This window comes from Streptomyces sp. NPDC001270 (assembly GCF_042896695.1).
Taxonomy (GTDB): Bacteria; Actinomycetota; Actinomycetes; order Streptomycetales; family Streptomycetaceae; genus Streptomyces.
This window is the reverse complement of the sequence record NZ_JBIAXM010000013.1, coordinates 187,641-209,716: the sequence shown is the minus strand read 5'-3', so window position 1 is coordinate 209,716 and position 22,076 is coordinate 187,641. Positions and strand designations below refer to the sequence as shown.

Sequence of the window (22,076 nt, the reverse complement as noted above, 5' to 3'; positions counted from 1 at the left end):
CGTCCCTACGAGGGCGCTCCACCTGTTCTTGGCAAGTCACCGGGCCGGTGCCCGGCGGGCGGCGGCGTCTCCTGCTTACGGGTCGTCCCACCGTCATCCCCAGGTATGACGCGGCCCTCTCCCCTCCGACCGGAGTCGGCCCCGAGAACGGGAACAGCGGCTGACTCCCGCGCCCCGGGCGGCCGGGACGATGGACGCAGTCCCCATGAAGCCGTCGTCCTGACAGGAGCACCCTCCCGTGACCACCACACCCCTCGCCGCCCACCAGGCCACCGCCGTGGCCGCGCGCGCCACGGAGCTGTCGAAGATCTACGGGCAGGGCGAGACCCAGGTGGTCGCCCTGGACCGGGTCTCCGTCGACTTCCAGCAAGCCCAGTTCACCGCGATCATGGGGCCGTCGGGCTCCGGCAAGTCCACGCTGATGCACTGCGTCGCGGGCCTCGACACGTTCTCCTCCGGCTCCGTGCGGATCGGCGACACGGAGCTGGGCTCCCTGAAGGACAAGCAGCTCACCAAGTTGCGCCGGGACAAGATCGGGTTCATCTTCCAGGCGTTCAACCTGCTGCCGACGCTGTCGGCGCTGGAGAACATCACGCTCCCGATGGACATCGCGGGCCGCAAGCCGGACAAGCAGTGGCTGAACACCGTGATCGAGATGGTGGGCCTGTCGGGACGGCTCAGCCACCGGCCGGCCCAGCTCTCCGGCGGCCAGCAGCAGCGCGTCGCCGTCGCCCGCGCCCTGGCTGCCAAGCCGGACATCGTCTTCGGCGACGAGCCGACCGGAAACCTGGACTCCCGCTCCGGCGCCGAGGTGCTGGGCTTCCTGCGCAACTCGGTGCGCCAGCTGGGGCAGACGGTGGTGATGGTGACCCACGACCCGATGGCCGCGGGCTACGCGGACCGGGTGGTGTTCCTCGCGGACGGACACATCGTCGACGAGCTGTACGGGCCGACCGCGGACTCGGTCCTGGACCGCATGAAGCGGTTCGACGCCAAGGGCCGCACGAGCTGATCCCCGACCCCACCACGGACTGAAGAGAACACCATGTTCCGCACCGCCCTGCGCAACGTACTCGCGCACAAGGCCCGGCTCCTGATGACCGTGCTCGCCGTGATGCTCGGCGTGGCTTTCGTGTCGGGGACCCTGGTCTTCACCAACACCATCTCCGATGCCTACCAGAACAGTTCCGCGCAGGGCTACGACGGCGTCGACGTCGCCGTACAGCCCAAGCACCAGGACGCCGCGGGCGACCGGACCGGCAAGACGCCGGAGCTGACCCAGTCGGTGCTCGACGCGAGCGCCAAGGTCCCGGGTGCCGCCTCCGCCACCGGTGTCGTCAGCGGATTCACCGCGATCGCCGACAAGGACGGCAAGCTCGTCGGCGGCGGCTGGCAGTCCCGCGGCGGCAACTACTGGGGCGACAAGGACGCCCGGTACCCGCTCATCGGCGGCCACGCCCCGAGCGGCCCGGACCAGGTCCTCATCGACTCCAAGTCCGCCGAGCGGGCCGGCTACAAGGTCGGCGACACCGTGCGCGTCTCGGTCGACGGCCCGGTCCTCACCCCGAAGGTCGCCGGCATCTTCACCACCGACGACGGCAACGTGTCCGCGGGCGGCAGCCTCGCCCTGTTCGACACGGCGACCGCGCAGAAGCTGTTCGGCAAGCCGGGCACGTACGACGAGATCGACGTCCGCGCGAAGCCGGGCACCGGCCAGGCCGCCCTGAAGACGCAGTTGGACGCCGCCCTGCCCAAGGGCCTGACCGAGACCACCACCGGCAAGAAGCTCGCCGACGACCAGGCCGAGCAGATCGCCTCCGGCATGAGCGGGCTGCGGCAGGGGCTGCTGGTCTTCGCCGGCATCGCGCTGTTCGTCGGCACGTTCATCATCGCCAACACCTTCACCATGCTGGTCGCCCAGCGCACCAAGGAACTGGCGCTGCTGCGGGCGGTCGGCGCCTCCCGCCGCCAGGTCACCCGGTCGGTGCTGATCGAGGCGTTCGTGGTCGGCGCGGTCGCCGGTGTGGCCGGTCTGCTCGCCGGCATCGGCATCGGCGCGGGGCTGCGCTCGCTGATGGGGTCGTTCGGCCAGACGATGCCCGACGGACCGCTGGTCGTCACGCCCGGCACGGTGGCCGCCGCCCTCGTGGTCGGCATCGTCATCACCATGCTGGCGGCCTGGCTGCCCGGCCGCCGGGCGGCGAAGATCCCGCCGGTCGCCGCGATGAGCAGCCTGCACGCGCAGGCCACCACCAAGTCGCTGGTACTGCGCAACACGATCGGCGCGCTGTTCTCGGCGGCGGGCGTCGCGGTGATCGTGGCGGCCACCGGGATGGAAGGCTCCGACGGCCAGGCACCGATGGGCCTGGGCGCCGTACTGCTGATCATCGGTGTGTTCGTCCTGACGCCGCTGCTGTCCCGCCCGCTGATCGCGGCGGCGGCCCCGGTGCTGCGTGTCTTCGGGGTGGCGGGCAAGCTCGCCCGGCAGAACTCGGTGCGCAACCCGCGCCGCACCGCCGCCACCGCGTCGGCGCTGATGATCGGCCTGACCCTGATCACCGGCATGACGGTGATGGCGGGCAGCCTCCAGACGGCGATCGACAAGATGGCTGGCTCGGCGCTGCGCGCGGACTACGTCGTGTCGATGGCGAACGGCAACCAGCTCTCCCCCGACGTCGCCCGCAAGCTCGCGGCCACGGACGGCGTGACCGCCAGCAGCCCGCTGCGCAGCGCGCCCTCCCGTATCGACGGCGAGACCGAGTACCTGACCGGCGTCAACGGCTCGGCCATCGGCAAACTGACCGACCTGAAGGTCGATGCGGGCTCGTTCACGGTGGCCGGCACCCAGGTCGTGGTCGACGACGACATCGCCAAGTCCCGCGGCTGGAAGGCCGGTTCGGACTTCACGGTGCACTACGAGGACGGCAAGCAGCAGCGGTTGACGGTGGCCGGCGTCTACGAGGGCAACGACATGATCCGCGGGATCATGCTCGACACCGCGACCCTCGCGCCGCACCAGTCCGACGCGGCCGACATGCAGGTCATGGTCAAGACCGCGGACGGCGCGTCGAGCGCGGCCAAGGACCGGCTGGAGAAGGCCCTCGGCTCCAACCCGGCGATCCTGGTCCAGGACAAGAAGGACCTGTCCGACAGCATCGCGCAGGTGTTCACCATCGTGCTGAACATGGTCTACGGCCTGCTCGCGATGGCGGTGATCGTCGCGGTCCTCGGGGTCGTCAACACCCTGGCCATGTCGGTGTTCGAGCGCTCCCAGGAGATCGGCATGCTCCGCGCGATCGGCCTGGACCGCAAGGCAGTCAAGCGGATGGTCCGCCTGGAGTCCCTGGTCATCTCCCTCTTCGGCGGCATCCTCGGCCTCGGCCTCGGAGTGTTCTTCGGCTGGGCCGCCGGACAGCTGATCGGCGCCCGGCTGTCGACCTACGAACTGGTCCTGCCGTGGCCCCGGATGGGCATCTTCCTGCTGCTCGCGGGAGTGGTCGGCATCCTGGCCGCGCTGTGGCCGGCCCGGCGGGCGTCCCGGCTGAACATGCTGGCGGCGATCAAGTCGCAGTAGCCGCCGGCGATCCGGTACGGATGTGCGCGGGCCCCTTCCTTGCTCGGGAAGGGGCCCGCGTTCCTGTCTGCGGTCCGGTCAGTTCCAGGTGCGGGTGCGCAGGGGCAGCCCGGACTTCCCGGGCTCGGGAGTGCGCACCGCGAGGACCTGGTTCACGCCGATGCGGTTGGTCTCGAAGGCCAGCGCGGAGGCGGCCATGTACAGGCGCCAGACGCGGGCGCGGCCGGGCCCGGCGAGGCGGACCGCCCGATTCCAGTCGGCTTCCAGGCGGGTCACCCACTGGCGCAGGGTGAGCGCGTAGTGCTCGCGGATCGACTCCACGTCCCGGACCTCGAAACCGGCCCGCTCCAGCAGCGTCACGGTGCTGCCGACCGGGGCCAGCTCCCCGTCGGGGAAGACGTAGGAGTCGATGAACTCGTCCACCCGGTAGGCCGTTTCGTCCCGCTGCGGACGGCGGGCGATCTGGTGGTTGAGGAGCCGTCCGCCGGGCTTCAGCAGGGCGTACAGATCCGTCGCGTACTCCAGGTAGCGTTCGGCGCCGACGTGTTCGGCCATGCCGATGGAGGAGATCGCGTCGTAGGGGCCGTCGACGACGTCCCGGTAGTCCTGCACCCGGATCTCCACCCGGTCGGTCAGCCCCTCCTCGGCGACCCGCTTGCGGGCGAAGGCGGCCTGTTCCTGGGAGAGGGTGACGCCGACGACGTGCACGCCGTGCTCGCGGGCGGCGTGGATCGCCATCGAGCCCCAGCCGCAGCCGACGTCGAGGAGCCGCATGCCCGCGGTGAGGCCGAGCTTGCGGCAGACGAGTTCGAGCTTGTCGCGCTGCGCGGACTCCAGGGTCCCGGCTTCCTCCCAGTAGGCGCAGGAGTACACCATGGACGGGCCGAGGACGATCTCGTAGAAGTCGTTGCCGACGTCGTAGTGGTGGCTGATGGCCTGCTTGTCGCTGCGCCTGGTGTGCAGGTGCCGGTGCCTGCGGACCTCCTCGCGGGGCGGGGCGGGCGGGATCGGCGGTCCGGCCATCTTCAGCAGCTCACCGGCGGCGGCGAGCACCCCGGGCTCGCGCAGTCTGCGGCCGAGCGGACGGGTGTCCTCGCCGCGCTCCCACACCAGTGGGGACATCAGCGCGAGCGCCGAGTAGAGGTCGCCCTCGACGGTCAGGTCGCCGGAGACCCAGGCCCGGGCCAGGCCCAGCTCGCCCGGCTTGAACAGCAGTCGGCGCAGGGCGCGCCGGTTGCGGACGACCAGGACCGGCGCGCCCGGTGGGCCGGCCTGTGAGCCGTCCCAGGCGCGGACGCGGACCGGGAGCGGTGCTCCCAGCAAGTGCTCGACAAGACTCTTCAGCCGCGACGCGGCGTCGGCCATGATGCACACCTCCGGAAGAGGGATCGGGTGGGACGGAACCTGCGGAATCTGCCACTGGATTCGGTCACCTCAGGCAACGATCGCACTGGGCGACGTCATTCCCCAACGCTGTCACCGGCGCCACCATGCCCGTACCGCCACATCGCCGCCACACTGACGCCACCGTTCGTCCACAGGACACCCGATAGTTCGGCCACAGACACCCGATAGGCGGATCGGGGCGCTGCGCACCCGCCGGGACGAGCGCCGCGACACACCGTCCGGGCCGGGCATTTGAGAAGCGTGTCACGAACGTGTATGACACCATCCCCCATGAATTCCGAAGCGCCGGCGGGGGAAGTCGCAGTCGATGCCAGGCCCTGGCTCCCCGGCCTGAACGACACGCTGATCGACGACCTGCCGTCCCTCGACGACCCGACGCTGCGGCCGGCCGTCACGGCGCTGCTGCACGACGTCCGGCGCCCCCTCAGCTCCGTGGCGGGCAGTCAGGGAAGCTGAACCGGACGTGACACCAGGACACCACCGGCTCTCCCCGGCCTGCTCCACGGCGCTCGGTTCGGCCGGGGACAGCGCGCCGGCGGCCCGGGAACCGCCGGCCGCCGAGTACAGCAGGCGGCTGTTGCTGCTGCGGATCCTGCTGGAGCGGGGCGGCCCGGTCACCGACGGGGCCGGCCGGCTCCCGGCGACCGCGTCCGCCTGGGACCTGCTGGCCCGGGCCCAGCGCACGGCCCCGGACCGGGTACGCCGGGTGATCCTCGACCCGCAGACCGGGATCTGGGTCGCGGACGCCCTGCGGGCGATGCCCGCGACCGCGTCCGGCACGACCGGGAGCCACGCGGCCGGGGGCGTCCCGTTCTGGGCCGAGTGCGGCGGTCTGCACCGGCTGGCCGCCGCGGCGGCCGGCGTCGCGGGCCTCGACTTCCGGATCGAGGTGCCCGTCGAGAACGGCACCGTCCTGCTGCCCGGCCTGGGCCGCGCGGACGTGCCGCACGGCGACACGGCGGAGGTGTGCGGCGGCCCGGCCGGGCTACGGATCGGGGATGTCGCCGTGCTGCGGGACCCCGAGACGTCCACGCCCGGCTGGTCGGGGCTGCGCCGACTGCGCGCGGAGTGCGCCGGGCAGGTCCTGGACGTCGCCCTGGACGACCTGGGACGCCCTCCGGTCGGCGGGCACGCGCGGCGCCCGGCGCAGCTGACCGGCACCGAGTACGACGGCTGGCGGCGCCGCGCGCAGGGGGCGTGGGCGGTGCTGGTGCGGGACCACCCGGACACCGCGGCGGCCTTGTCGGCGGGCCTGCTGTCACTGGTGTCGCTGCCGCACGGGGAACGGCTGAGGCCGCACAGCGCCTCCTTCTCGGACGCCTTCGGCTGTGTGGTGCTGTCGGCTCCGCATCCCGACGACGAACCGGGCGCGGCCACCGAACTGGCGGTCACCCTGCTGCACGAGTTCCGGCACACGGTGCTCAACGGGCTGATGCGGCTGGCCCCGCTGCACGACGGCACGGACGACGGGCTCTACCACGCGCCCTGGCGGGACGATCCGCGCCCGCTCATCGGGCTGCTGCACGGGGCGGACGCCTTCGCCGGGTGACCGCGTTCTGGCGGGCCCGGCGGTCGGCCGACGGCGGGCCCGCGGCGCTCCTCGCCCACTTCGAGTTCGCGCTGTGGCGCCGGCAGACCTGGGCCGTGCTGACGGTCCTCGGCGAACGCCCGGCGCTGACCGCGGCGGGCCGCCGTCTGGTCGAGGGCCTGCGGGCGGCGCTCGCCCCCTGGCTGGACGAGCCGGTGCCGCAGCCCGCCGCACGGCTCGCCGAACTGTCCGCCGTCCACCACCGTGGGGTCTGGCGGTCGTACCACGTACGGCCGGACAAGGAAGCCGTACGGGCGGTGGCCGCGGCGCTCGCCACGGGCGGCGCCCTGCCCGACGCGGACGTCCCGGCCCTGCCCGACGGCACGGTCGAGCCGGACCCCCGGGGCTGCCCGGCGCCACCCCCGCCGACCTCGCCCTGGTCGCCGGGGACCGGAGCGGGCCCACGCCCTGTACGCCGCCGGCCTGGGCCGCCCCGGCGCATGGGCCGGTCTCGCCCTGGCCCTGCGCGAGCGCGGCACCCCGCCCGTTCGGCTGCTCGCGGAGCGACCCGAGTTCGTCCGCGCGGTGGCCGCCGAGCCGGGCGGCCGGTTCGACGTGCCCGGCCTGGTACGCGGCTGACCTGACACCGGCCGACCGGCCGACGGTGCCACCCAGCCCCTGCCTACGACGAGCGACGCCCGGCACACTCCGGGCATCGCCAACGATCGTCTCGGCACCCGCCTCCTCCGGGCACCGCCCAGGACCGTCTCGGCTCCCGCCCGCCCTGGGCGCCCGCCACGGCCGTCTCGCACGGCCGGGGCGCGACCGGCGCGGGCACCGCCCGCGCCCGGCGACCCACGCCCGCCGGGCCACGCTCAACGGCGCGCGCCCAGCGGTCCGCGGCTGGCGGCTGGCGGCTGGCGGCTGGCGGTCACGCTCAGCCGCTCACGTTCAGCCGGTCACAGTGGCATCGGGTCGATGTCGCAGTTCGCGCGGCGGCTCGTGTCCAGGGCCTGGACGACGGCCGGGTGCTCCTCGCCGAGCGTGGCGCGCAGGCGTTCCGCGGTGGCGGAGTGGAGCGCGTCCGCGTCCGCCGTACGGCCCGTCTCGCGCAGGTTCATGGCCAGGTTGGCGGCGCAGGCCGGCGTGGAGGGGTGGTCCGCGCCGAAGATCTCGGTGCTGCGCCGCAGGGTCTCGCTGTCCAGGTCACGGGCGGCGCGCACCCGCCAACGGGGCCGTGCCGAGGAAGCCGTGCCAAGGGGGCACGCGTGCCCGCCCACCGGACGGGGCGGTGTCGAGGGGCACGCGAACCACCGGCCGCACACCGAGCAGGCCGCCCGGTGCCAGGGCCCGGCACCAGGACAAGTACTCGCCGCACGCCGAAGGGGCCGCCCGCACCACGGATGGCGGGCGGCCCCTTCGGGCGGCTGGACGAGGCGGACGGGAGCCCCGGTCGGGCTCGGCCGGTCAGGATGCCTTGGCCTTGGCCTCGCTCTTGTCGGACCCGGCCACGGCCGCGGCGGCGACCGGCGCCGGCTTGGCGGCCTCGTAGAACTCCTCGCGGGGGTGCTCCATGGCGCCGAGGGAGACGACCTCGCGCTTGAGGAACATGCCGAGGGTCCAGTCGGCGAAGATGCGGATCTTGCGGTTCCAGGTCGGCATGGCCATGCCGTGGTAGCCACGGTGCATGTACCAGGCGAGCCGGCCCTTGACCTTGATCTTCATCTTGCCCATGACGATCATCGCGACGCCCTTGTGGAGGCCGAGACCGGCCACCGCGCCCTTGTTGGCGTGCGCGTACGGCTTCTGCGGGAAGCCCCGCATGCCGGAGATGACGTTGTCGCCGAGCACCTTGGCCTGGCGCAGCGCGTGCTGGGCGTTGGGCGGGCACCAGGCGTTCGGGTTGCCGGCCTTGCGGCCGACGAGGTCCGGCACCTGGGCGTTGTCACCGGCGGCCCAGATGTAGTCCGTGCCCTGCACCTGGAGGGTCTCCCCGGTGTCCACGTGGCCGCGCGGACCGAGCGGCAGGCCGTAGCGGGACAGGACCGGGTTGGGCTTGACGCCCGCGGTCCACACGATCGTGTTGGAGTCGACCTCCAGCCCGTTCTTCAGCACCACGTGGCCGTCGACGCAGGAGTCCATGGAGGTGGAGAGGTAGATCTCCACGCCACGGCTCTCCAGGTGCTCCTTGCCGTACAGGCCGAGCTTGGGGCCGACCTCCGGGAGGATCTTGTCGGCGGCGTCGACGAGGACGAACCGCATGTCCTCGCGGGAGACGTTGTTGTAGTACTTGGCCGCGTCCCGGGCCATGTCCTCGACCTCGCCGATGGTCTCCGCGCCCGCGAAGCCACCGCCGACGAAGACGAAGGTGAGCGCCTTGCGGCGGATCTCCTCGTCGGTCGTGGAGTCGGCCTTGTCGAGCTGTTCGAGGACGTGGTTGCGCAGGCCGATGGACTCCTCGATGCCCTTCATGCCGATGCCCTGCTCGGCGAGGCCGGGGATCGGGAAGGTGCGGGAGACCGCGCCGAGCGCGATCACCAGGTAGTCGAAGGGCAGTTCGTACGCCTCGCCGACGAGCGGGGCGACGGTCGCGACCTTGCGGTCCTGGTCGATGGTGGTGACCCGGCCGGTGAGGACCTCCGCCTTCGGCAGCACGCGTCGCAGGGGGACGACGACGTGGCGAGGGGAGATGCTGCCGGCGGCGGCTTCGGGGAGGAAGGGCTGGTAGGTCATGTACGACCGGGGGTCGACGACCGTGACGGTCGCCTCGCCGTAGCGCATCTTCTTGAGGATGCGCCGAGCTGCGTACAGGCCTACGTACCCACCGCCTACTACGAGGATCCTGGGACGCTCCGTGGTGCTCATGGCATTGAGTATCCACCTGCCTCAGGGGGGTGGCTCGTGCGCCCCTTCACAAGCTTGGCAGGGCCTTGTGTTAGACTCCGCGGCCCACTCGGACCAGGCCATGGCGGGGCCGCGGGACCCGTGTCCGGTACCGACCGTTGTCAATGGCGCGTGAGCTGCCCGTCCGGAGTTCCAGGGGAGGCGGACAACCCCTTCCAACACCGCCGCACGACCCCTCCGGATCGCTCCCTTGAGCACGCCCGCAGGGCCGTTGAGCCCCCTGACGAGAGGCCCCGACCCGTTCGGCCCGACACCCGGCAGGAAATCCTTGTGAAGAACTTCACGAAGTTTTCCGGCAGCGCGTCGCGGGACGGCATGTCGAGGCCCCCGCAAGCCGCTCATATGTTATCCGGATGGCTCAGCGGAGTGCCACCGGCGGGTGAAAGGTCGGTGGAGGCCGGGTGGAGAACGGCCTGGAGGACCAACGGCGTGGGCTCAGTTGACGGCGGCGCCGGTGGCCTGGCGCCGCCCCGGCCGGCCGGTACCGCCGATGGCCGGTACCGCCGCGGTCGGGGCGGTGGTGCGTCGGCCGGCCGCCGTCATCGAGGAGGGCCGGGACCTGTCCTCGACGAGCGGCATGCCGGCCGACACCGCCTGGCGTGTGCCGCCGGCCCGGCGGCCCGGCCTCACTTCAGGTGGCGGCCGAAGAACCGGTCCCCGTCCTCCCGCTCGAACCACGGGGTGCCGGTGTGCCCGCCCAGATTGGCGTGCAGCGTCTTCTGCTTGCTGCCGAAGGCGTCGAACAGGTCCAGGGCCCGCTGCCGGGGGTTCCCCTCGTCGTCCCACTGCAACAGGAACAGCAGCGGAACGGTGATCTGCCGGGCCTCCTCGCGCTGGGCGCGGGGCACGAAACCCCCGGCGAAGAGACCGGCGGCGGCGATACGCGGTTCGGTCACCGCGAGGCGGATGCCGAGGGCGGTCCACCCCGAGTACCCGACCGGGCCGCCGGTCTCGGGCAGCGCGAGGAGGGCGTCCAGGGCGGTCCGCCATTCCGGGGCCGCCTTTTCGACCAGCGGGCCGACGAGGGACTCAAAGATCTCGTCGGTCGGCTCGCCCGCCCGCATCGCCCGGCGGAGGTCGGCGCGCGCCTGCTCGTCGGCGGCGGAACGGGGCCGGTCACCGCACCCGGCGGCGTCGATGGAGGCCACCGCGTAGCCGCACGCCGCGGAGAACCGGGCGCGGGCCACCAGCCGGGGTTCCGCCTTGGGCAGGCCGTTGTTGTGGGCCATCAGGATCAGCGGGACCGGCGCGGACGCGGACGCTGCTTCAGGCGTCCACAGGGTGCCGGGGATCTCGCCGAGGGAGAACTCGCGCTCGATGACGCGGTCGTCGAGGCGGTGTTCGGAAATGAATCGCACTGTCGTGCCTTTCGGGAGTGCTCAGAGTGGCGCTCCCGGACGACCTACCGCCCGACCGTGACCCCGGAGGGAAGCACCCATGTCGATACGTTCACGGGTACCACCTCCTCGATCTCTCGCACGGCCTCCGGAAAAGTAGCAGTGGCCGCCGTGGTCCGCCAACGGGTTTTCACGGCGGCACCGGGGCGCTGCTCTCCGGGTGGCGGGCCGTTCGGTGCGCGATCCGCTCGTTCGCCGGGGTCCGGCGAGATCCCGCCGGTCATGTGTACACGAAAATGCGTACACTGACCTCATGACTGAGAACACCGTGACCGTACGGGAAGCCCGCGCGCACCTCGCCGACCACATCAACCGGGCCGAGGAAGGCGTTCCGACCGTCATCACACGCAACGGCGCTCCGGTGGCAGCCGTCGTCCCGATTGCGGACTTCGAAGCGCTGGAGGAAGCGGCCGACGTCATGCTGGCACGCGAAGCCGAAGCGGTCCTGGCCGAGGGCGGCCCCACCGTGACGATGGCGGAATTGCTGGCGGATCTGTTCACCGAGCACGGCGGCGAGGCCGCGTGAAGTACGCCTTCCGGTTCACCACGACGGCGCAGCGGCAGCTCCGGGCCATCAGTCGGCCCGACGCCATGCGCATCCTGGCCGCGCTGACCGCGCTCGGTGACGACCCGTACCGCGAGGACGCCGACACCAGGAAACTCACCGGCCCGTCCGGGCTCTACCGGCTCCGGGTCGGAAGCTACCGGGTCGCCTACCAGATCAACGACGGAGAACTCGTCATCCTCGTCGTCAAGGTGGGCGACCGGCGGGACGTGTACCGCAACCTGTAGGCGGTCAGGCCAAAGACCATCCGATGCCGTCGATGATGTCCTACAAACTTCCACTCCCGCCCGGACCGGGCGGGAGCAGCCACTACTGCACGAGCGCCGGTTCTTCCTTCCACATGGGGATCACGCGAGCCGGCAGCCTGGTAGCGGGATGGACGAGGCAGCACCCACACGTACCGCATCAGCTGCCGCAGCAGCAGGTTCTTCTGCACCGTGGTCAAGAGGTGCGGCTCCTCCCACTGAGCGAGCAGATCGGCCGCCAGGGGCTGGAAGTCCGCAGCCGTCTTCTTCGGTTTCTCCCCTTCATGTTGTGCCAGCTGGGCGAGCACCTGCTTGCGGTCGGCTTCCAGATTCTTCACGGCCTGGTCGTAGGCGTCGGCCGGGTATCTGTCTGGATTGAGGGCGTAGTCGGTGGTGAGCCTGGCCAGTGCGTCTGAGAGCCGTGCCGTCTCGGCGGTGAGCCGGGCGCGCTCCACAGCCGGGTCGGGTCCGGCCGGGCGCGGTACGGGAATGGTGGACGGAGCCGCGTCCACGCCAGCCGCCACGTCCTGGATGAAGGGACGCACAATCTCGGACAGGAGCCACTTGCCGGGGGCGGTGGTACCGGGGCAAGTCACGCCGTCGGACTTGCGTGAGCACCGCCAGTCCACATCGCGGCCGTCGGCGCGGCGCTTTGGGCTCATCGAAGAACGGCAGTAGCAGCAGCGAACCAGGCCCGTGAGTTCGTAGGTGGCGTGGCGTGCGCGGATCGGCTGGCGGCGGACCAGGGATCGCCGCGCACGGTACGCCTCCCAGATCTCTGTGGGGTCGGTGTCTACGCCGTAACCGATGATCGGCAAGTGGGCGCCGTCCATGTACCGCCAGTGCTGACAGTTCTTATAGCCGCGGCCCTCAGCCTTGGGGCAGTCGCAGTCGTCACGGACACGCAGCATGCCAGCTGGGAATCCGCTGTCCATGTAGCGGAGCAGGCTGCCGTAGCCCCATGGGCCGCCGCGGGTGCTCTCGTGGCCGGCGACGTTGAGCTGCTGGGCGAGCGCGACCATGCCGGTGCCGCCGAGGTACTGGGCGTAGAGGGATGCGACGACCGGGGCCAGCTCGGAGTGCGGTTCGTACAGCTCTGGTTGGGTGCCGTACCCGGTGGGCGAGGTGGGGTCGGGGATTCGGCGCGGGTGCCAGATGTAGCCGAAGCGGGGGCGGCCGGCGGAGGGCACGCCCTGGGCGAGGCGGTGCTTGTGGGTCTCCTGCCATGCCTCGCCGATCCGTTCGCTCTCGAATGCGGCCAGGTCGAACTGGATACGCCTGCTGAACCGGCCGACGGCGTCGCTGGCGTCAATCCGTTCGGTGGCGGACTCCAGCTTGCCACCGACCGCTTCGAGGGCATGAAGGTTGAAGCGGATACCGTAGTCATCGCGACCGAACCGGCTGTACTTCCAGACGGCAATGCCTCGGCCGACGCCTCGTTGTACCAGCTCGATGGCCCGCTGGATCTTCCGCTTGAAGTGGCGACCGGATACGTCCAGGTCTGAGATCCACTCCACGATGCGGCGGCCGGTCTGCGATGCCCACGCCTCGATCGCGGCCCGCTGGATCTCAGGGCTGATCTTCTCTTCTTTCCAGGTCGAAACACGGATGTAGCCGATCCACGGCTCCAGTTGCAGGTGATCGGCTGACTGGAATGTGGGTGGTGCCTCTGCTGCTGTCATGGTCTGGCTCCGGGTACAGATGAGCCCCGGTCGCGGTGCCGCGCCGGGGCCTCGATGCGATGCGGTGCGCGCTACCTCGCGCGCTTGTCCAGGCGCAGTACGTCTGCGGTGTCGCCGCGGGCGAGCGTGGCGTCGAGACGCAGATGCCTGGAGTGCGTGGTCACCCCCCGGTCGTGGGCCCAGTGGTAGTAAGCGCGGGCGGCGACCGGGAGCGTGGCAGCGAGGCTGAGGGTGCCCAGGGTGGTGAGGGCGAGACCGATATCGGACGCCGTGGTGATCGTGTTGGTGGTGCGTGCCGTGATCTGGACCGCGAGGCCCACGATCATGGTGAGTGCCGCGATGCCGGCGAGTGCGTACCGGGTGCGCGAGCGGATGTCGATACGGCGTCTCATGTCGTGCGCTCCTAGCTGGTGTTCGCCCCCCCTGTGAGGGCGCTGATCATGGTGAGTACGGCCTGTTGGTGCGCTGGGTTAGTGACACCCAGGGCTTCGAGGGCCTCGCGTTGAGTGATGGTCCGGTCCCCCCGGGCCGGGAGTTCATCTGGATCGATGTAGCCGCAGATGGCGAGGAGGGGGGCGATCGGGACACCGAGGCGTCGGGCGATCTGCTCGATGGCGGTAGTGGCGGGGCGCTCGATGCCGCGGAGCCATCGACCGAGGGCCTGGGGGCTGACCCCGGCATCTTCTGCAAATCGTGTGCGGCCTCCGCCTCTGGGGCCGAGGTCATACCCTCTGGCCTCCAGCTGCTCAGCCAGCCATACGCCGAAGCGTTGGGCATCCGTCTTGTGCGTAGACATGCCGGAGAGGCTATCGCGCGTGATAGGTCGACGGGAGTAGCTATCGCGACATGGAGTCTCCGATCGGGGCAAATGGCATATGCGGTGGGGCTAGCCTCCGCACAGTATCCCCCACGTGTTCGATACTGCAACCGTTACAGAGAACGGTAGTTGAGGCAGAAAATCGAACAAGCTGACTCACCTGCAAAGAGCCCTCCATCACGGAACCTTCACGCAAATCATACCTACCTCTCCAGGTAGATAGCTGATACGGTTCATCTACCGCAGCAGGTAGATACCTGCTGAGCGAGAGAGGTATGTCTCCGTGAGGTACGACCGAACAGCACTACGAGCAGCGGCCCGCAGCGCCGGCCACAAGAACAGCCGCCAGATGTCCCTTGCCCTGGGCGTCGGCGAGATGACCGGGTGGCGGCTGTGGCACGGCGTCGGTGGCGTCAGTGCCAGCACCGCCGAACGCGTCCAGGTCAACTACCACTTGCCCGTCACAGTCCTGCGCATCCCCGCCGAGCAGGCGGAGGCGCGCACGGAAGTGCCGGCGTGAGCGCGCTGACCGTGACCCGCGCTCAGGCATACGCCGCGACGCGCGCCGTTCTGGACCAGGCGCTCGCGGATATTGCCGCTGACTACGCGGCGGGACGGCTGAGCCCGGAGCGGGCTGCCGCCTACGAGCGGCTGCTGACGCGGCATCGCCGCGACCAACTGGTGGCCGCCGCCTGACCCTCCATGCGCCGAAGGGCCGCCTGACTTCCCGGCCTGGCGACCCCACGACTCGGCGCCTCCACACACACAGAGAAAGCAGAGGTCACCGTGACCAACAAGATTACCGACAGTGGGGCGCGAGCCGTTCTCGCCCTGCGCGCGATGGAGGCCAACGCCTTCCGCGTGAGCCAGGTGACGACCCGGCTCCTGGACGAGCGCACCGACCTTCCCGAGCTGATCGGCGTACGCCCCATGGCCACGGCGAGCGACGCCAGCGTCGACCTTCAGCCGGACACCGTTGACGACGCCCGGCAGTGGGCGGCGTCGCTGAGCATCGAACTGGAGATCAAGGACGAGGAAAGTTACCTCCCTGGCTGGCGGGCGCGCAGGTCGTGCGGAAGGGCGGTCATCGATGGGGTGACCGTGTTCGTGGCGACGTCCGAGACCTACTCGCCGGAGGAGTGGGCCGCGCTCCAGGCCGCCGAGGCGGTGACGGCATGACGATCTCGTCTCTCGCCCTCACGGCGAAGAGGGTCATCGAGGCGGCGTGGCTGGATGGTCCGTCGTACGACTTGGCGACGCAGGCGGCTGAGGCGCTGGAGTCCGCGCAGTTGCTCCAGTCGCCTGAGACGGCCGCCGAGCACGAGCGGCTGCGCAAATCCCGTGACGCGTTCCGTGACCAGCGCAATGCGGTGTTCGGGACGAACGAGCGGCTGCACGCGCAGGTAGAGGAGTCGGGTCAGGCGCGGCTCTTGGCGGAGAACGAGACGCGCTCTGTGAGGCGCGAGGCCGACGCGCTGCGCACCTCGTTGGAGAAGCGGACTGCGCTGCTGCGCGAGGTGCAGGCGATGTGCCGCCAGCGTGGCAAGGAAATCGCGGGCCGGAAGGCGTATGGCGACCAGCTGAAGGCGGAGGCCGCCGAACTGCGGGACCTCAGCCGGAAACTCGTCGAGCAGGCGCGTGACGCTCGCGCGATGGTGACGGCGATGCGCCCGGACTATCAGGCCGCGGGGCGGCTGCGGGCCCGGGTCGCCGAGTTGGAGGCCGCGCTCTGCACGAAGGATCGGCCGGTCGACGAGGACCCGATCGCGTACGCGCTCACCGACCAGGCCGCCGCCGAGGCGGACGGGATCACGCAGCGGATCGCGCCGGTGCAGGCCCTCCGCGAGGACGAGACCGCCGCCGTGTGCCAGTGCGGCAAGCCCGGAGCCGATCCGTACTCGTGCGAAGCCGACGACTGCTCGGGCCACTTCTCCGAGCTGAACCCCTTCGCGGGTGCGCGCCCGGTCGACGAGCGGAGCGCCGAGGTGTCCCGTAAGTGCGGCGCGTGCGGGTGGCGCACGACTGTCTGGCACGTGGATGACGGATCGGCTGAGCAGGAGCTGCACGAGCACGTCGTACGCGTCCATGGCCGGGACCTGATCGAGGCGGGCGGTGAGCGCTCGTGATCACCGCCCTGATCGTCACCGCCGCGCTCGCCCTGTACGCGCTCGGCTGCTGGGCCGTGGTCTGGGGGTGTGAGCGATGAGCGCCCGTCGTCAGATCATCGCCGCGCTGTCCGAGGACAGCATGGGTGGGATCGCCACCCTGGAGGACGTTGCCCGCGCTGAGCAGCTGGTCGACGCGCATCGTGCCGAGGTGCTGCGCGAGGCCGCCGACCGCATCGACGGGACGTCCGCTATCTCCGCGGCCGTCCACGCAACGACAGAACTGCGCCGGATAGCCAGGGAGAAGTGCAGCCGCGCGGCGGCCGATGCCACTCCCGGCCCGGCCGACCCCCGGCTTGAGCACTACGTCACCGCCCTACGCAGCGCCGACCCGTACGCCCTCGTCGAGTGCCGTGACGACCTGGAGCGCCTCGCCCGCGCCGTGATGGCCGTGGCCGACGAGGAGACGGACCCGGTCTACCGCAGCGGCTACGCCACCGGCCGCATGCACGCGGCCCCCGAGGGGTGGGTGCTCGGCCAGTTCACGCCCGTGTTCACGACGAGCGACGGCACCGATCGTGCCGCGACGGAGCTGCGCTGCTCGGCGTGCGGCGGGCTGGACCAGGGCGTCGGCCCGCACTCCCTCGTCGACCTGATGGCGCTCGCGTCCCGGCACCAGTGCCAGCCCAACTCAAGGAAGGACGGCGCCTGATGACGACCGTTGTTGAACTGGAAGAGCAGATCGTCAAGTTGGAAGAGGCGCTTGAGGACACGGAGAGCAAGCTCGCCGAGGTCACCGAGGAGCGCGACGACCTGAAGCGTGAGCACCATCTGCTGACGGAGAAGGTCGCCGACGCGCAGCACCTCGCCGAGGAACTCGTGCGGGAGCTGGACCGATGACGACCGTCGTGCAGGCCGGGGCGCAGGCCCCGGCCGCCGGCCGCCGGGTCACACCCACCGGCCGCCTCATCCTCCCCGCCGACGCCGATCGTACCGACTGGCTCACCGCCCGCCGCTCCGGCATCGGCTCCAGCGACGTCCCCGCCATCCTCGGCCTGATCAAGCAGAAGCCGCCGGTCAAGGTCTACTACGACAAGCTCGGCTACGACGTCGACGACGCGGGCGAGGACGCCTACTGGGGCACCGTCAACGAAGCGAACGTCGCTGACCGCTGGGCCATGCAGAACCGGTCGGTGATCCGCCGGGTCGGCCTCGTCGCCCACCAGGACCATCCGCACTGGATGACCACTCTCGACCGGCGCGTCACCGAGTGCCCGCTCGACTCCGACGAGCAGGCGCCCTGCGCGCTGGAGATCAAGACCCGCTCGGCGTTCAAGTCCGCGCAGTGGCACGCCGGAGCGCCCGACGACGTCACCGCACAGGTGCTGTGGCAGATCATCGTCAACGGCTACGAGCACATGCACTACGCCGTCCTCATCGGCGGCAACGACTACCACCAGGGCGTCATCCGCGCTGACGAGTACCGCGACGTCATGGCCGACATCACCGTCGCCGTGGACCGGTTCTGGACCGAGCATGTGCAGGCCGAGGTGCCGCCGGAGCCGACCGGTGACGGCGACGCGGTCACGAAGATGTTCCGCCGCCTGCACCCCACCCGCACCGGGTCGGTCGACGTCGACATGCACCCCGACGCTTACAGCGCACTCCTCGACTACACCCGGCACCAGCGCGCCGAGGCCGCCGCGAAGAAGGCGAAGAACACAGCGAAGGCCCGCCTCGTGGCCGCGCTCGGCCCGGCACAGGAAGCCCGCCTCAGTGGGGAGCGCGCCTACTCGCTGGAACCCACGAACGCCGCTCCGAAGGTCGACTTCGAGCTGATGGCCGAGCGCTACCCGGACGCCTATCGGGACTGCGTCGCGCCCAACCCGACCGAACGCATCGCTATCGCACCGCAGTACAAGGGGGGCATCTGACATGGGACTGCGTGAGAACGCAGCCGCTGCGGCCGGCCGGACACCGACCGAGGGCGAGCCGCCGTTCAACGGGCCGGCCGCATCCCGGCCGGCGCCGGACCTGACCGAGCCGGACCTTGGGGACCTGACCCAGGACGCCGAGTCCATCCCGGCCGTCGTCGCCTGGTCCCGGGTGATGGGCGAGGTGCGGGCCATCGGGAAGAACCAGCGCTTCGACGGCGGCAACGCCGGGCGGTTCAACTTCCGCGGCGTCGACCTGGCCCTGAACGCCTTCGGCCCGGCCTGCCGTAAGCACGGCGTCGTCGTCGCGCCGGTGAGGGTCGAGCCCCAGTACCGGGACATCAGCACCAAGAGCGGCGGCGTGAAGCGGGAGTGCACCGTTCTGGTCACCTACCGGATCTTCGGCCCGGCCGGTGACTTCTTCGATACGCAGGCCGCGGGCGAGGCATCCGACTCCGGCGGCCGGTCCACGCCGAAGGCCCAGTCGATCGCGCTGCGGACGCTGCTGCTGTCGGCGGGCCTGGTGCCCACGGAGGACCGCGATGCCGACGCCACGGAGTTCGAGCGCTCGGAGTCTCCTGTCCGGCCCGCTGCGAGCTACCTGGACGAGATCTGCAGCCCGCACACGAGCGCGGGCCGGTTGCGGCAGATCCATCACGAGCTGGGCAGCACACGTCAGCTGGGTGCGCTGGTCACGAACGAGGTCGGTGACGAGGAGCAGATCGGCGCGATGGTCGTTCGGATCGGCAAGGAGCGCGCCGCCGGAGGTGGCCAGTGAGCTGGCACCTCGGCCGCCTCGCCGGCTTCGACCTGGAGACCACCGGCGTCGACTTCGAGAACGACCGCATCGTGACCGCCTGCGTCGTCCAGTGCGGCGGCGGCCAGCCCACCGCCTCCGCAACATGGCTGGCCGACCCCGGAATCGAGATCCCCGAGCAGGCCGCCGCCGTGCACGGCATCACGACGGAGCGCGCCCGCGCGGAGGGCCGGCCCGTCGCGGAGGTCGTCGCGGACGTCGTCGCCGCGCTCGGGCAGGCCATCACCCACGGCCTCCCGGTCGTCGCGATGAACGCCCGCTTCGACCTGACCATGCTGGACCGCGAGGCCCGCCGGTACGGACTTGAGCCGCTGCCCGCCGGGTTCCCGGTCGTCGATCCGTACGTCATCGACAAGCAGGTCGACAAGTACCGCAAGGGCTCACGGAAGCTGACCGCCCTGTGCGAGCACTACCAGGTGCCGATCGGGGACGCGCACACCGCCGACGCCGACGCGATCGCCGCCTGCCGCGTCGCCTGGCGGCAGGGCTCCCGGTACGAGCAGCTCGCCGCGATGAACCTCGACGAGCTGCACACGGCGCAGGTCGCATGGGCGGCCGAGCAGGCGGCCGGCCTTCAGCGGTTCCTCCGCAAATCCAACCCGGACGCGTTCTGTCCGACCGCCTGGCCGCTCGTCCCGCACCAGCGGAACGGAGGCGGCGCATGAACGCCCAGATCGCCGTCGGCGCCGCCGCCCTCATGGCCGCTCTGACCGCCGCCACGTTCCTCGCGCGCTGGTACGTCCGCCCGGCCCCCGCCAGTGGCCGGCACCGCAACGAGCCCTCGCTCAAAACCCCCCGGAAGGAAGGACAGTGAGTACCCCGGCCCTGTTCGACACCGAGGTTCCGGCCGCCACCACGGCGGCCGGGCCCCGGCCCCGCTACCGAGTCGCCGGACTCGACATCAGCCTCACCGGCACCGGAATCGCCACTCTCGGCGGCACCACCCTCATCCCCTCCACCGGACGCCGCAAAGACACCATCGTCCAGCGCCGCACCCGCTTGAAGGGCATCACCGATCAGGTCCTCACCGCCGTCGGCATCGTCGATCTCGCCGTCATCGAAGGACCCTCACACCACTCCGTCGGCGGCTCCGTCTGGGACCGCGGCGGCCTGTGGTGGCTCATCGTCGACGGCCTGTGCGCCCGAGACATCCCCGTCGCCGTGATGCCGCCGATGTCCCGCGCGAAGTACGCCACCGGCAACGGCGGCTCCCGGAAGGCCGCCGTGATGGAGGCCGCACAACGCCGGTACGGGGCGGTCCTCGACAACGACAACGAAGCCGACGCGCTGGTGCTCCGGGCGGCCGGACTGGACTGGCTTGGGCAGCCTTTGGCCGAGGTCCCGGCCGGGCACCGTGCGGCACTGGCCGGCTGCCAGTGGCCCGACCGCGAGGCGGTGACCACCCGATGAACCAGAACGCCACCCGCGCCGACATCACCGCCATGCTCCGCGACGGCCACAGCAACAGCCGTATCTCCCGCGACCTGCGCTGCGACAAGCACCGCGTCGCCCGCATCCGCGCCGAGCTGGACCTCCCCGCGTACGTCCCCGTCGAGCAGACCCGCACCCTCGAAGAGAAGTGGGCCGCCTTCACACAGCCGGCCGACGGCGGACACCTGGAGTGGACCGGCGAACGCGCCGCCACCTCCGCAACCCCGGTCCTGCGCTACAAGGAGGAGTCCCACAGCCCCGCCGCGGTGGCCTTCCGCATCCGGACCGGCCGCGACGCCGTGGGCTACGCCATCGCCGACTGCGGCCGTCAGCACTGCGTCGCTCCGGACCACGTGGAGGACGAGGCCGGCCGGAAGAGGAACCGCGAGCAGCTGCGGTACCTCACCGGCGGGCAGGAGCGGAAACCGTTCTGCGTCCACGGACACGACCAGGCCGAGCACGGCCGGTACAAGCCGGACGGCACGGCGTACTGCGAGGCGTGCAAGGCAGACCGGAAGCAAGCTGCGAGGGCTGCCGCGTGACGCCCCGCCGACGTCGTCATGCCCCGCCGCCCGCCTACGAGCCCGGCCGGCTCCTGGACTGGCGCGACGGAGACGTGCACTGGTCCGGCCGCGAACTCCCCTGCCGCTACTGCGGCTTCCCCACGCACCTGCGAGACGGCAAGCGCAAGCCCGCACACAAGGTCTGCGCCGAGGACGCCCTGACCCTCCAGGCCACCGAGACAGCCGCCGCCTATCACCTGAACGGACAGCACCTGTGACCGACCGCCCGTACACCGATGACGACCTTCGCGCGGAGGCCGCCCGCCAGCACGCCGCCCTCACCGAGGACCCCGACTTCATGGGCGTCGGTGAGCAGATGGACGACCAGACATGGCGCAGCCTCAGTGAGGACGACTACGACGCCGCGCAGCGCAGCATCCACGACCTGATCAACGGGGCGGCCGACGTATCCGAGTGGGCCGTCAACCTCGGCGCCGACGGCCTGGAGCCCACCGGTCACACCCTCCAACTCGGCGTGGACCCGGGCGACGGCGACCGGCCCCGTATCCGCCTCCACTTCGCCTTCGCTCCCGAGATGGACGACGACGCCCGCGACCGCTTCGTCATGGAGCTGTCCAAGGCCATCGCCCGCAACCTCTGACCTCTACCCCGAGCACCACCGATCCAGAAAGGCCCAGCACATGCCCAAGCTCAGCCCCGCCGACGTCCCCGAAGTCAAACTCGACTCCGCCGCCGCCAGCATCGAGAACAGCCTCTCGCGCGAACAGCGCCGAGGACTCTTCGAGAAGCCCGGCAAGGTCGTCTTCGCCATCGTCGAACTCACCTCCAAGTCCTACACCGGCCACGCCGAGGACGAAGACAAGGACCCCCAGGTCAAGCTCCGCGTCACCTCCTGCGAGGTCGCCCGCAGCGACGAGGACGCCGCCGCCCTGGCCGACGCCAAGCGCGCCATGTGGAGGGGCCGGCAGATCGACGGAACGTTGGACGAGGTCGGTGACGGCCCGCAGCGCCCGGACGCCGCCCTCTTGGACGTCACCGCGTCGAAGCCGACCGAGGCCGAGCTGAAGGCCCACAAGCGGCGCCAGGAGGACCGCCGCCGCGCCGAGTACGTCCGCTAGCCGCCCGTCGTCCGGGGCGGCCGTACAG

General features: G+C 71.1%; 30 protein-coding genes. 22 read left to right on the top strand and 8 right to left on the bottom strand.

Annotated features, from left to right (window positions below; translation table 11 throughout):
* Positions 1-238 precede the first annotated feature (238 nt).
* Both ACFY2B_RS23260 and ACFY2B_RS23255 read left to right on the top strand, forming a co-directional pair.
* Complete coding sequence (locus tag ACFY2B_RS23260) at positions 239-1,012, top strand: ABC transporter ATP-binding protein (protein WP_390764997.1); 774 nt, start codon at positions 239-241, stop codon at positions 1,010-1,012.
* 33 nt (positions 1,013-1,045) lie between these two features.
* Complete coding sequence (locus ACFY2B_RS23255) at positions 1,046-3,574, top strand: ABC transporter permease (RefSeq protein WP_390764996.1); 2,529 nt, start codon at positions 1,046-1,048, stop codon at positions 3,572-3,574.
* 78 nt (positions 3,575-3,652) lie between these two features.
* On the opposite strand, the gene ACFY2B_RS23250 is transcribed toward ACFY2B_RS23255, so the two are convergent.
* Positions 3,653-4,939 carry a class I SAM-dependent methyltransferase gene (locus tag ACFY2B_RS23250; protein WP_390764995.1) on the bottom strand — a complete coding sequence of 429 codons (1,287 nt, stop codon included), beginning with the start codon at positions 4,937-4,939 and terminating at the stop codon, positions 3,653-3,655.
* Between the two features lie 312 nt (positions 4,940-5,251).
* Here ACFY2B_RS23250 and ACFY2B_RS23245 point away from each other — a divergent pair, with 312 nt between their 5' ends.
* From ACFY2B_RS23245 to ACFY2B_RS23235, 3 genes are read left to right on the top strand one after another with little or no spacing between them, the layout of a single operon-like run.
* Positions 5,252-5,437, top strand: a complete 186-nt coding sequence (locus ACFY2B_RS23245; protein ID WP_390764994.1) for a hypothetical protein — start codon at positions 5,252-5,254, stop codon at positions 5,435-5,437.
* Between the two features lie 7 nt (positions 5,438-5,444).
* Entirely contained in the window at positions 5,445-6,530 is a 1,086-nt protein-coding gene (locus tag ACFY2B_RS23240; RefSeq protein ID WP_390764993.1) for an aKG-HExxH-type peptide beta-hydroxylase, read from the top strand.
* A complete protein-coding gene (locus ACFY2B_RS23235; RefSeq protein ID WP_390764992.1) occupies positions 6,527-7,153 on the top strand; it encodes a hypothetical protein in 627 nt (208 codons plus the stop codon). Before ACFY2B_RS23240 ends, ACFY2B_RS23235 begins: the two co-directional genes overlap by 4 nt.
* Before the next feature lie 315 nt (positions 7,154-7,468).
* Here ACFY2B_RS23235 and ACFY2B_RS23230 read toward each other — a convergent pair whose 3' ends face one another.
* The 4 genes from ACFY2B_RS23230 to ACFY2B_RS23215 all read right to left on the bottom strand — a co-directional run bounded on the left by ACFY2B_RS23230 (position 7,469) and on the right by ACFY2B_RS23215 (position 10,771).
* Entirely contained in the window at positions 7,469-7,732 is a 264-nt protein-coding gene (locus ACFY2B_RS23230) for a tetratricopeptide repeat protein (RefSeq protein WP_390764991.1), read from the bottom strand.
* A gap of 244 nt (positions 7,733-7,976) precedes the next feature.
* The gene (locus tag ACFY2B_RS23225; RefSeq protein ID WP_390764990.1) at positions 7,977-9,374 is read right to left on the bottom strand and encodes an NAD(P)/FAD-dependent oxidoreductase; all 1,398 of its coding nucleotides are present in this window, start codon (positions 9,372-9,374) and stop codon (positions 7,977-7,979) included.
* Between the two features lie 474 nt (positions 9,375-9,848).
* Positions 9,849-9,992: a hypothetical protein gene (locus ACFY2B_RS23220; RefSeq protein ID WP_390764989.1), complete on the bottom strand. Its 144-nt coding sequence runs from the start codon at positions 9,990-9,992 to the stop codon at positions 9,849-9,851.
* Positions 9,993-10,039: 47 nt separating this feature from the next.
* Positions 10,040-10,771 (bottom strand): dienelactone hydrolase family protein, encoded by a 732-nt coding sequence (locus ACFY2B_RS23215; protein WP_390764988.1) that lies wholly within the window; start codon positions 10,769-10,771, stop codon positions 10,040-10,042.
* 292 nt (positions 10,772-11,063) lie between these two features.
* On the opposite strand from ACFY2B_RS23215, the gene ACFY2B_RS23210 reads away from it, so the two are divergent.
* Both ACFY2B_RS23210 and ACFY2B_RS23205 read left to right on the top strand, forming a co-directional pair.
* Complete coding sequence (locus ACFY2B_RS23210) at positions 11,064-11,336, top strand: type II toxin-antitoxin system Phd/YefM family antitoxin (RefSeq protein ID WP_390764987.1); 273 nt, start codon at positions 11,064-11,066, stop codon at positions 11,334-11,336.
* Positions 11,333-11,602, top strand: a complete 270-nt coding sequence (locus tag ACFY2B_RS23205) for a type II toxin-antitoxin system RelE/ParE family toxin (RefSeq protein ID WP_390764986.1) — start codon at positions 11,333-11,335, stop codon at positions 11,600-11,602. The genes ACFY2B_RS23210 and ACFY2B_RS23205 overlap by 4 nt, the downstream gene beginning before the upstream one ends.
* On the opposite strand, the gene ACFY2B_RS23200 is transcribed toward ACFY2B_RS23205, so the two are convergent.
* The 3 genes from ACFY2B_RS23200 to ACFY2B_RS23190 all read right to left on the bottom strand — a co-directional run bounded on the left by ACFY2B_RS23200 (position 11,524) and on the right by ACFY2B_RS23190 (position 14,098).
* A complete protein-coding gene (locus ACFY2B_RS23200) occupies positions 11,524-13,302 on the bottom strand; it encodes a recombinase family protein (RefSeq protein ID WP_390764985.1) in 1,779 nt (592 codons plus the stop codon). The genes ACFY2B_RS23205 and ACFY2B_RS23200 overlap by 79 nt on opposite strands.
* Positions 13,303-13,373: 71 nt before the next feature.
* A complete protein-coding gene (locus ACFY2B_RS23195; protein ID WP_390764984.1) occupies positions 13,374-13,694 on the bottom strand; it encodes a hypothetical protein in 321 nt (106 codons plus the stop codon).
* A gap of 11 nt (positions 13,695-13,705) precedes the next feature.
* Positions 13,706-14,098, bottom strand: a complete 393-nt coding sequence (locus ACFY2B_RS23190) for a helix-turn-helix domain-containing protein (protein ID WP_390764983.1) — start codon at positions 14,096-14,098, stop codon at positions 13,706-13,708.
* A 304-nt stretch (positions 14,099-14,402) separates the two neighbouring features.
* Between ACFY2B_RS23190 and ACFY2B_RS23185 the strand changes: the two genes are divergently transcribed.
* The 15 genes from ACFY2B_RS23185 to ACFY2B_RS23115 all read left to right on the top strand — a co-directional run bounded on the left by ACFY2B_RS23185 (position 14,403) and on the right by ACFY2B_RS23115 (position 22,048).
* On the top strand, positions 14,403-14,639 hold the full coding sequence (locus tag ACFY2B_RS23185) for a hypothetical protein (protein WP_390764982.1): 237 nt from the start codon (positions 14,403-14,405) through the stop codon (positions 14,637-14,639).
* Positions 14,636-14,815, top strand: a complete 180-nt coding sequence (locus ACFY2B_RS23180) for a hypothetical protein (protein WP_390764981.1) — start codon at positions 14,636-14,638, stop codon at positions 14,813-14,815. Before ACFY2B_RS23185 ends, ACFY2B_RS23180 begins: the two co-directional genes overlap by 4 nt.
* A gap of 90 nt (positions 14,816-14,905) precedes the next feature.
* A complete protein-coding gene (locus ACFY2B_RS23175) occupies positions 14,906-15,298 on the top strand; it encodes a hypothetical protein (protein ID WP_390764980.1) in 393 nt (130 codons plus the stop codon).
* A complete protein-coding gene (locus tag ACFY2B_RS23170) occupies positions 15,295-16,245 on the top strand; it encodes a hypothetical protein (RefSeq protein ID WP_390764979.1) in 951 nt (316 codons plus the stop codon). Before ACFY2B_RS23175 ends, ACFY2B_RS23170 begins: the two co-directional genes overlap by 4 nt.
* A 76-nt stretch (positions 16,246-16,321) precedes the next feature.
* Positions 16,322-16,936, top strand: a complete 615-nt coding sequence (locus ACFY2B_RS23165; protein ID WP_390764978.1) for a hypothetical protein — start codon at positions 16,322-16,324, stop codon at positions 16,934-16,936.
* Entirely contained in the window at positions 16,936-17,124 is a 189-nt protein-coding gene (locus tag ACFY2B_RS23160) for a hypothetical protein (protein WP_390764977.1), read from the top strand. Before ACFY2B_RS23165 ends, ACFY2B_RS23160 begins: the two co-directional genes overlap by 1 nt.
* The gene (locus ACFY2B_RS23155; RefSeq protein ID WP_390764976.1) at positions 17,121-18,158 is read left to right on the top strand and encodes a YqaJ viral recombinase family protein; all 1,038 of its coding nucleotides are present in this window, start codon (positions 17,121-17,123) and stop codon (positions 18,156-18,158) included. Before ACFY2B_RS23160 ends, ACFY2B_RS23155 begins: the two co-directional genes overlap by 4 nt.
* 1 nt (position 18,159) lies before the next feature.
* Positions 18,160-18,936 carry an ERF family protein gene (locus tag ACFY2B_RS23150; RefSeq protein WP_390764975.1) on the top strand — a complete coding sequence of 259 codons (777 nt, stop codon included), beginning with the start codon at positions 18,160-18,162 and terminating at the stop codon, positions 18,934-18,936.
* Positions 18,933-19,640, top strand: a complete 708-nt coding sequence (locus ACFY2B_RS23145; RefSeq protein WP_390764974.1) for a 3'-5' exonuclease — start codon at positions 18,933-18,935, stop codon at positions 19,638-19,640. Before ACFY2B_RS23150 ends, ACFY2B_RS23145 begins: the two co-directional genes overlap by 4 nt.
* On the top strand, positions 19,637-19,789 hold the full coding sequence (locus ACFY2B_RS23140) for a hypothetical protein (RefSeq protein WP_390764973.1): 153 nt from the start codon (positions 19,637-19,639) through the stop codon (positions 19,787-19,789). The genes ACFY2B_RS23145 and ACFY2B_RS23140 overlap by 4 nt, the downstream gene beginning before the upstream one ends.
* Positions 19,786-20,385: a hypothetical protein gene (locus ACFY2B_RS23135; RefSeq protein WP_390764972.1), complete on the top strand. Its 600-nt coding sequence runs from the start codon at positions 19,786-19,788 to the stop codon at positions 20,383-20,385. Before ACFY2B_RS23140 ends, ACFY2B_RS23135 begins: the two co-directional genes overlap by 4 nt.
* Positions 20,382-20,948 (top strand): hypothetical protein, encoded by a 567-nt coding sequence (locus tag ACFY2B_RS23130; protein ID WP_390764971.1) that lies wholly within the window; start codon positions 20,382-20,384, stop codon positions 20,946-20,948. The genes ACFY2B_RS23135 and ACFY2B_RS23130 overlap by 4 nt, the downstream gene beginning before the upstream one ends.
* Positions 20,945-21,187, top strand: coding sequence for a hypothetical protein (locus tag ACFY2B_RS23125; RefSeq protein ID WP_390764970.1), 243 nt, complete (start codon positions 20,945-20,947; stop codon positions 21,185-21,187). The genes ACFY2B_RS23130 and ACFY2B_RS23125 overlap by 4 nt, the downstream gene beginning before the upstream one ends.
* Positions 21,184-21,570 (top strand): hypothetical protein, encoded by a 387-nt coding sequence (locus tag ACFY2B_RS23120; RefSeq protein ID WP_390764969.1) that lies wholly within the window; start codon positions 21,184-21,186, stop codon positions 21,568-21,570. Before ACFY2B_RS23125 ends, ACFY2B_RS23120 begins: the two co-directional genes overlap by 4 nt.
* A gap of 40 nt (positions 21,571-21,610) precedes the next feature.
* Positions 21,611-22,048: a hypothetical protein gene (locus tag ACFY2B_RS23115; RefSeq protein WP_390764968.1), complete on the top strand. Its 438-nt coding sequence runs from the start codon at positions 21,611-21,613 to the stop codon at positions 22,046-22,048.
* Positions 22,049-22,076: the final 28 nt, after the last annotated feature.